This window comes from Streptomyces sp. NPDC004126, from assembly GCF_050275515.1.
Taxonomy (GTDB): Bacteria; Actinomycetota; Actinomycetes; order Streptomycetales; family Streptomycetaceae; genus Streptomyces.
In genome coordinates, this window is sequence record NZ_JBNNPF010000006.1 from 222,985 (window position 1) to 230,961 (window position 7,977).

General features: G+C 72.1%; 8 protein-coding genes. 3 read left to right on the forward strand and 5 right to left on the reverse strand.

Going from position 1 to position 7,977, the window contains the following annotated elements:
• Nucleotides 1–17 precede the first annotated feature (17 nt).
• From ACQKM2_RS08750 to ACQKM2_RS08760, 3 genes are all read right to left on the reverse strand, one after another.
• On the reverse strand, nt 18–1,133 hold the full coding sequence (locus ACQKM2_RS08750; RefSeq protein ID WP_385769420.1) for an Mrp/NBP35 family ATP-binding protein: 1,116 nt from the start codon (nt 1,131–1,133) through the stop codon (nt 18–20).
• A gap of 88 nt (nt 1,134–1,221) precedes the next feature.
• Nucleotides 1,222–1,728, reverse strand: a complete 507-nt coding sequence (locus tag ACQKM2_RS08755; RefSeq protein WP_362467405.1) for a DUF1003 domain-containing protein — start codon at nt 1,726–1,728, stop codon at nt 1,222–1,224.
• A 166-nt stretch (nt 1,729–1,894) separates the two neighbouring features.
• A complete protein-coding gene (locus ACQKM2_RS08760) occupies nt 1,895–3,166 on the reverse strand; it encodes a magnesium transporter MgtE N-terminal domain-containing protein (protein WP_405978736.1) in 1,272 nt (423 codons plus the stop codon).
• Nucleotides 3,167–3,343: 177 nt separating this feature from the next.
• Here ACQKM2_RS08760 and ACQKM2_RS08765 point away from each other — a divergent pair, with 177 nt between their 5' ends.
• Nucleotides 3,344–4,201, forward strand: coding sequence for a hypothetical protein (locus tag ACQKM2_RS08765; protein ID WP_427707743.1), 858 nt, complete (start codon nt 3,344–3,346; stop codon nt 4,199–4,201).
• A 13-nt stretch (nt 4,202–4,214) separates the two neighbouring features.
• On the opposite strand, the gene ACQKM2_RS08770 is transcribed toward ACQKM2_RS08765, so the two are convergent.
• Complete coding sequence (locus ACQKM2_RS08770) at nt 4,215–4,727, reverse strand: hypothetical protein (RefSeq protein WP_427707746.1); 513 nt, start codon at nt 4,725–4,727, stop codon at nt 4,215–4,217.
• 31 nt (nt 4,728–4,758) lie between these two features.
• Complete coding sequence (locus ACQKM2_RS08775) at nt 4,759–5,871, reverse strand: magnesium and cobalt transport protein CorA (protein ID WP_125818126.1); 1,113 nt, start codon at nt 5,869–5,871, stop codon at nt 4,759–4,761.
• 379 nt (nt 5,872–6,250) lie between these two features.
• On the opposite strand from ACQKM2_RS08775, the gene ACQKM2_RS08780 reads away from it, so the two are divergent.
• The gene (locus tag ACQKM2_RS08780; RefSeq protein WP_427707749.1) at nt 6,251–6,835 is read left to right on the forward strand and encodes a suppressor of fused domain protein; all 585 of its coding nucleotides are present in this window, start codon (nt 6,251–6,253) and stop codon (nt 6,833–6,835) included.
• 68 nt (nt 6,836–6,903) lie between these two features.
• The gene (locus ACQKM2_RS08785) at nt 6,904–7,542 is read left to right on the forward strand and encodes a DUF6758 family protein (RefSeq protein ID WP_427707751.1); all 639 of its coding nucleotides are present in this window, start codon (nt 6,904–6,906) and stop codon (nt 7,540–7,542) included.
• Nucleotides 7,543–7,977 lie beyond the last annotated feature (435 nt).

The following is a 7,977-nucleotide window of genomic DNA, read 5'->3' on the forward strand; positions in this document are numbered from 1 at the left end:
AATGCCCACACCTCTCCCTAGAACTTGTTCCGCGGCGTGATGCCCAGGCTCATGCCCGACAGGCCGCGCGCACGGCCGCCGAGCTTGCCGGCGATGGCGCGCAGGGCCGCGCCCGCCGGGGAGTCCGGGTCGGACAGTACGACCGGCTTGCCGTCGTCGCCGCCCTCGCGCAGCCGGACGTCGATCGGGATCGTGCCGAGCACCGGAACCGTCGCGCCGACCGTCTTGGTGAGGCCGTCGGCGACCTTCTGGCCGCCGCCCGAGCCGAACACGTCCACCATCTCGTCGCAGTGCGGGCACGGCAGGCCCGACATGTTCTCGACGACGCCCACGATCTTCTGGTGCGTCTGCACCGCGATCGAGCCGGCCCGCTCCGCGACCTCGGCCGCGGCCTGCTGCGGGGTGGTCACCACCAGGATCTCGGCGTTCGGCACCAGCTGCGCCACCGAGATCGCGATGTCGCCGGTGCCCGGGGGCAGGTCCAGCAGCAGCACGTCCAGGTCGCCCCAGAACACGTCCGCCAGGAACTGCTGGAGCGCCCGGTGGAGCATCGGGCCGCGCCACACCACCGGGGCGTTGCCCGGGGTGAACATGCCGATGGAGATGACCTTCACGCCGTTCGCGGACGGCGGCATGATCATGTTCTCGACCTGGGTGGGCTTGCCGTCCACACCGAGCATCCGCGGCACGCTGTGCCCGTAGATGTCCGCGTCGACGACGCCGACCTTCAGGCCGTCGGCCGCCATCGCCGCGGCCAGGTTGACCGTCACGGAGGACTTGCCCACGCCGCCCTTGCCGGACGCGACCGCGTAGACGCGGGTCAGCGAACCGGGCTTGGCGAACGGCACCTCGCGCTCGGCGGTGCCGCCGCGCAGGGTCGCCGCCAGCTCCTTGCGCTGCTCGTCGCTCATCACGTCCAGGGTGACGGCGACGGAGGTGACGCCCGCGACCTTCTCGACGGCCTCGGTGACGTTCTTCGTGATGGTCTCGCGCATGGGGCAGCCCGACACCGTGAGGTAGACCGTGACGGCGACGGCGCCGCCCTCGCCGATCTCCACCGATTTGACCATGCCGAGCTCGGTGATCGGCCGGTGGATCTCGGGGTCGTTGACCGTCGCCAGCGCGTCCAGGATCGCGTCCTGCTCCGGCACGGCGGCGGAGGGTGTCTCGGTAGCCATGTCCCCGATGGTACGGCTCGGTAGCAGCCCTCAGGTAAGCCGATCAGCGGTCGCCTTCGTCACTTTCACCCGGGAACAGCCGCCGCTCGTCCATCTCCTTGATCAGGTCCTGGAACTCCGAGCGGATCCAGTCGCGGGTGGCGACCTCGCCCAGGCCCATCCGCAGCGCCGCGATCTCCCGGGTCAGGTACTCGGTGTCCGCGATGGAGCGCTCGTTCTGCTTGCGGTCCTGCTCGTGGGTGACCCGGTCCCGGTCGTCCTGCCGGTTCTGCGCGAGCAGGATCAGCGGGGCCGCGTACGAGGCCTGCAGCGACAGCATCAGCGTCAGGAAGATGAACGGGTACTGGTCGAAGCGCAGCGAGTCCGGCGCGAAGATGTTCCACAGCACCCACACCACGATGACCAGGGTCATCCAGACGATGAACCGGCCCGTGCCCAGGAACCGCGCCACCCGCTCCGACAGCCGCCCGAACGCCTCCGGGTCGTACTCGGGCAGCAGCTTGCGGCGGTCCGGACGCGGCTGGTCCAGCCGTACGCGCGACCGCGTCAGCGCGCTCGCCCCCGCCGGGGCGGCGCTCCTGGCCCGTTCGGAGGAACGTTCCGTCCGCTCGTTGCGGAGCCGCTCGGCGGCCTCCTCCAGGCGCTCCGAGAGCCCCTCCCGGGCCTGCTCGCGCCGCTCCCGGCGCCGCTCGCGCGCCGCATCGCCGCGCCCGCGCTCAGTGCCCACGCAGGGCCTCCTCGGAGTGGAAGTCCGTCTCCCGCCAGTCGTCGGGCAGCAGGTGGTCCAGGACGTCGTCCACGGTGACCGCGCCCAGCAGCGAGCCGCTCTCGTCGACGACGGGCGCCGCGACCATGTTGTACGCGGCCAGGTAGCTCGTCACCGCCGGCAGCGAGGCGTCCGGGCGCAGCGGCGGCAGGTCCGCGTCCACCAGGGAGCTGACCAGGGTGAACGGGGGGTCCCGCAGCAGCCGCTGGAAGTGCACCGTCCCCAGGTACTTGCCCGTCGGCGTCTCGTCCGGCGGCCGGCACACGTACACCTGCGCGGCCAGCGCCGGCGACAGGTCCGACTTGCGCACGCGGGCCAGCGCGTCCGCGACGGTGGCGTCCGGGCGCAGCACGATCGGCTCGGTGGTCATCAGACCGCCCGCGGTGTTCTCCTCGTACGACAGCAGGCGCCGCACGTCCGCCGCGTCGTCCGGCTGCATCAGCGTCAGCAGCCGCTCCTTCTCCTCCTCCGGCAGCTCGGAGAGCAGGTCGGCCGCGTCGTCGGGGTCCATGGCCTCCAGGACGTCGGCGGCCCGCTCCTCCTTCAGCTTCCCGAGGATCTCCACCTGGTCGTCCTCGGGCAGCTCCTCCAGGACGTCCGCGAGCCGGTCGTCGTCCAGGGCGTTGGCCACCTCGGCGCGCCGCTTCGGCGTCAGGTGGTGCAGGACGTTCGCCAGGTCCGCCGGACGCATCTGCTCGAAGGTCGCCACCAGGTTCTCGGCGCCCTGGCCCTCCTCCTCCAGGGAGAAGCCGGTGACCGCCGACCACTCCACGGTCAGCGTCTCGCCGCGCCGGCGCAGCGCGCCGCCCTTGCCTTTGCGCACGAAGATCCGGTCGATCTCCCAGTCCCGGCGGGCCGGCAGCTGCTGGATGGCCACGTCCAGGACGGTGACCTCCTCGCCGCCGTCCACCAGGCGCACCCGCCGGTCCAGCAGCTCGCCGAGGACCAGCCGCTCGGTGGGGCGCTGCTCGAAGCGCCGCATGTTGACCACACCGGTGGTGATGACCTGGCCCGACTCCACGCCCGTCACCCGGGTCATCGGGAGGAAGATCCGCCGCCGGCTGACCACCTCGACCACCAGGCCCAGCAGCCGGGGCGGGCGGCCGCCGACCCGCAGCATCGCGACGAGGTCTCGGACGCGGCCGACCTGGTCGCCGTTGGGGTCGAAGACGGGCACACCCGACAGATGCGAGACGAAGATCCGCGGGGCGCCTGCAGCCATCCGTGCGCCTCCTAGAGCGTCCATCAACAGTCGTGCCGTGCCTCAGGCTAGCCCGTGGCGGGCGAAGGCGTCCTGGTGGGGCCGTCCGGCGAGGTCTGTCCGGGGGTCCGCCGGGGCAGCGCCCCCGGACGGGTACGCTGCCTGCTGCCGCAGACCCCCGACGGAAGGCACACGCCCGTGACCGCCCACACCCCCGCCGTACGGCTGCGCCGGGCCGCCTTCATCGGTGCCCTCTGCGCGGGACTCGCCGTCGTCGGCACGGGCTGCGGGGAGAAGAAGGACCCCGACAAGGGCACGAACGGCGTCGGCAAGCTCGCCGCCGACAAGATCGAGGGCCAGGCCAAGGCAGCCGCGACCGCCGCGAACTCCGTCCACCTCGCCGGCACCCTCGTCACCGGCGGCAAGACCTTCACCCTCAACATGCGGCTGAAGGCCGACGGCGGCTCCGGCGAGGTGAAGTCCGCCGAGGACACCTTCCAGCTGCTGCGGGTCGGCGAACAGCTCTACCTGAAGGCCAGCGCCGCCTTCTGGGGCAAGTCGGACTCGGCGGGCAAGCTCGGCGACAAGTACGTGAAGGTGCCCGAGGGCGACCCCTCCTACAAGCAGTTCCGCGGGTTCACCGACATGCACGTCCTGCTGGACGGGCTGCTCGGCCTCCAGGGCAAGCTCAGCAAGGGCGCCTACACCACCGTCGGGCACACCCGCGCGGTCCCCCTCTCGGCGGACGCGGGCAAGGGCGGCAAGCTGTCGGTGTCCCTGGAGGGCACCCCGTACCCGCTGCTGATGGAGCGCGCGGGCGGCGCCGGCCGGGTGGAGCTGTCCGAGTGGGGCAAGCCCTTCCCGCTGGAGGCTCCCGCACAGGACCAGACCGTGGACTACGGCAGCCAGCTGCCGACCACCAAGGACGGCAAGGGCACCACCCCCGGCGCCTCCCCGGCGCCCTCGAAGTCCTCCGGGTCCTCCGGGTCCTCCGGTTCTTCCGGTTCCACCGGGTCCTCCGGGCAGAGCGGCCAGGGCGCCGACCTCAAGGGCTGAGCGGCGGCGCCCGCTAGCGCTTCGCCTTCTTCCGCTTCAGCAGCAGCTTCGGCAGGCCCGCCGGGATGGGCTTGCGGGTGACCGCCGGGGAGCCCACCGGCCGCGCCGCCAGCGAACCCGTCGGCAGCCCGTCGGCCACCGACACCGGCTCCAGGCGCAGCAGCCGGCACTCCCGCGCCCAGCGCTCCGTCATCCGCTCCGAGTCGGGCGCGTTCAGCCGCTTGCCCTTCAGCTCGGCGACCGCCGCCTCCCAGGAGTCACTGCCGGGCACGAGTTCCCGTACGGCCGCGGTCCAGGCCACGAGCCGGCCGCCCTTGTCCTTGCTGCGTACGGTCACCTCCGCCGAGGCGCCGTCCGTGAGCCCGGGGAACGGCTGCTCGCCGGGGCCGTCGCCGAGCACGTGCGCGGCGCCGTCCACCCAGGCGTGCCAAAGGGCCCGGTCGGCACCGGTGCCGCGGACCCAGATCAGGCCGGACTTCTTGGAGGCCTCCTCGACGAGGGCCAGATCGAGCGCGCTGAGAGTCATGCGCACAGCGTAGGCGGTGCGCTCCCGGCCGCTACAGCCAGCCGTTGCGCCGCAGCGTCCGGTGGATGGCGAAGCAGCTGCCCACGATGGCGGCCATCACCAGGGGATAGCCGTACTTCCAGTGCAGCTCCGGCATGTGGTCGAAGTTCATCCCGTACACGCCGCAGATCATCGTCGGCACGGCGATGATCGCCGCCCAGGAGGTGATCTTGCGCATGTCCTCGTTCTGGGCGACCGAGGCCTGCGCCAGGTTCGCCTGGAGGATGGAGTTCAGCAGCTCGTCGAAGCCGATGACCTGCTCGTGCACCCGCGCCAGGTGGTCGGCCACGTCCCGGAAGTACTTCTGGATGTCCGGGTCCACCAGCCGCATCGGCCGCTCGCTCAGCAGCTCCATCGGCCGCAGCAGCGGCGACACCGCCCGCTTGAACTCCAGCACCTCCCGCTTCAGCTGGTAGATCCGGCCCGCGTCACCGCCCCGGGCGACCCCCTTGGCCGGGGCCGCGAAGACCGCGCTCTCCACTTCGTCGATGTCGTCCTGCACCGCCGCCGCGACCGCGATGTACCCGTCGACCACGTGGTCGGCGATCGAGTGCAGCACCGCCGACGGGCCCCGCGACAGCAGCTCCGGGTCGTCCTGGAGGCGGTGGCGCAGACTCCGCAGGGACCCCTGGCCGCCGTGCCGGACGGTGATGACGAAGTCGGGGCCCGTGAAGCACATCACCTCGCCCGTCTCCACCACCTCGCTGGTCGCGGTCAGTTCGGCGTGCTCCACGTAGTGGATCGTCTTGAAGACGGTGAAGAGGGTCTCGTCGTACCGCTCCAGCTTCGGCCGCTGGTGCGCGTGCACCGCGTCCTCCACCGCCAGCGGGTGCAGCCCGAACGTGGCGGCGATCCCGGCGAACTCGTCGTGGGTGGGCTCGTGCAGCCCGATCCAGGCGAAGCCGCCGTCCTCGCGCACCCGGCGCAGGGCCTCACGCGGCGTCAGACAGTCCCCCTGCGCGCGCCGCCCGTCGCGGTACACGGCGCAGTCGACCACCGCACTGCTGGCGGAGGGGTCGCGGGTGGTGTCGTAGCCGGGCTGTACGGGGGTGGACTTGCGCAGTGCCGGACGGACGGCGGCACGGAGGTAGGGCAGCATCGACATGGCAGGCTCCTTCTCACGCACGGCTGCGGACCGTACGGGTGGGAGGCCCCCTGTGGCGGCCGGGGGCGGACAGCCCGGGGCCCACGGAGGGAAACAGGACGGGAGGACAAAGTTCTGCCGTCGCTCTTCTGCTGATCAGAAGATCAAAGAGGGCTGGAGGAGCCCTGGAAGGACGCCGAAGAGCGGCTGGTACTGCACGATCGACTTCGATCCATCGCAGCCCCACCTCCTCCGGCCGGTCCCCCGTGGGGGACGTCCTGTCGCCGGAGCCCTGAAACAACTCTTCTGAGTGCGGCCCCGACCAGCTGTCAACACTATCAGCCGACGGATGGTCAAGACCCGCCCTTTACCCGGCGGATACGAGTTCTATGCTCGCTCCATGGCAGAAATTCTGGCCCTCGTCGAAGCCCGGCTGCGCAGCACGCTCGGCGAACCCGACGCCCGCGCCTCCGTCACCTTCCTCGGCACCGACCGCATCGAGGTCCTCCGCTTCACCGGCGGCGACCTCGTCCGCTACGCGACCCTCGGCATGTCCGCCCACCCCATGACCGACCCCACCGCCGTCGTCGCCGACCCGGTGCGCGGCCCGCGCGCCGAACTGGTGCTGACCGTACGGGCCGGCCTCGCCCCCACCGACAAACTGCTCCGGCCGCTGGCCGTGCTCGCGGCCTCCCCGATGGTCGAGGGGCTCGTCGTCGCCCCCGGCGCCTCGCTGGACGTCGGCGAACCGCTGTGGGACGGAGCCCCGTTCACCTCCGTACTCGTCGCCGAGCCCGGCGGACTCGTCGAGGACCTGGAGCTGGACGAGCCCATGGACCCCGTCCGCTTCCTCCCGCTGCTCCCCATGACGGCGAACGAGGCCGCCTGGAAGCGGGTGCACGGAGCCGCCGCGCTCCAGGAGCGCTGGCTCGCGCGCGGCACGGATCTGCGGGACCCTCTGCGTACGGCCGTCGCACTGGACTGAGCCCGGAGTGAGCCCGGACGGGTGATCGCGTCTTGACGACGCCCCGGGCGGGGAGGAGCGTGCTTCTTATGAGGGGCGAACCGAGTTGCCCGAAGTGCGGTGGCCGGGTCCGCGCGCCCGGCCTCTTCTCCGACTCCTGGCAGTGCGCGGTGCACGGCGCCGTCCACCCGCTACAGCCTGTGATCCCGCCCAGCGTCGAAGGGCTGGAGGTCGTCGTCAACCGGGCGAACGTGCCCGTGTGGATGCCGTGGCCACTGCCGGTCGGCTGGCTGTTCACCGGCGTCGCGAGCGCCGGTGACGACCGCAGCGGCGGCCGCGCCACCGCCGTGGCCTGCACCGGCCCGGGACCGCTCGGCGGCCTCGGGGAGCTCCTGCTCATCGCCGAGGAACTCGGCGTCGGCCTCGGCTCCCGCTTCGCCGGCATCGACGCCCCCGACCCGGGCCCCTACATCAACGTCTCCTCCCCGCCGCACGCCAAGGTCGTCGCGGCGGGCCGCCCCACCCCCCTGTGGCACGTCAAGGGCGCCCCGGACGACCGCGCCGTCTTCGCGGGCGAGGCCCGCGGCCTGTGGCTGTGGGCCATCGTCTGGCCCGAACAGACGGGCCTCCTCATGTACGACGAACTCGTCCTCACGGACCTCCGCGACGCCGGCTCGGAGGTGGAACTCCTCCCGTGCGGGGCCCTGAGCCCGCGGATCCTGGGGTAGGCCTCGCGGTTCGGGCCCGCTGTCTCCCCCGCGAGGGGTTGGGGGCCGGCTGGTGTTTGCCCACCCGCCCCCTCGTCTGCGGGCCGGTGGGCTGGGGCGGCATTCCCCTGGGCGGTGGTCGGGGAGGGTTTGGGGGTTTCCCGTCAGTCCCATCGTCCTTCCGGTTCGGGCCGCCCTGTCAAGGGCGCTCCCTGCGGTCGCGTCGCTTCGCGATGGCCTTCGGCCACCCTTGACAGGCCGTCCCGCCCCGGAATGCCGAAAGACTGCCGGGAAACCCCCAAAAGGAACGGTCACAGGGGGAGACAGGCGAGAAGCGGCCCCGTCAGTGACGAGACGAGGGGCCGGGGGTGCGGCTGCCTGCACGAGAGGTCGACCAGAGTGACCTGCGGAGCCCCCAGGCGCGACAGATCGCTACGCGCTCCTCATTTCTCAGCG

Excerpts from the sequence above, each read along its gene's own strand:
- ACQKM2_RS08780 (WP_427707749.1), top strand. The coding sequence starts at position 6,251 with ATGGCAGAAATTCTGGCCCTCGTCGAAGCCCGGCTGCGCAGCACGCTC.
- ACQKM2_RS08775 (WP_125818126.1), bottom strand. The coding sequence starts at position 5,871 with ATGTCGATGCTGCCCTACCTCCGTGCCGCCGTCCGTCCGGCACTGCGC.
- ACQKM2_RS08760 (WP_405978736.1), bottom strand. The coding sequence starts at position 3,166 with ATGGCTGCAGGCGCCCCGCGGATCTTCGTCTCGCATCTGTCGGGTGTG.
- ACQKM2_RS08785 (WP_427707751.1), top strand. The coding sequence starts at position 6,904 with ATGAGGGGCGAACCGAGTTGCCCGAAGTGCGGTGGCCGGGTCCGCGCG.
- ACQKM2_RS08770 (WP_427707746.1), bottom strand. The coding sequence starts at position 4,727 with ATGACTCTCAGCGCGCTCGATCTGGCCCTCGTCGAGGAGGCCTCCAAG.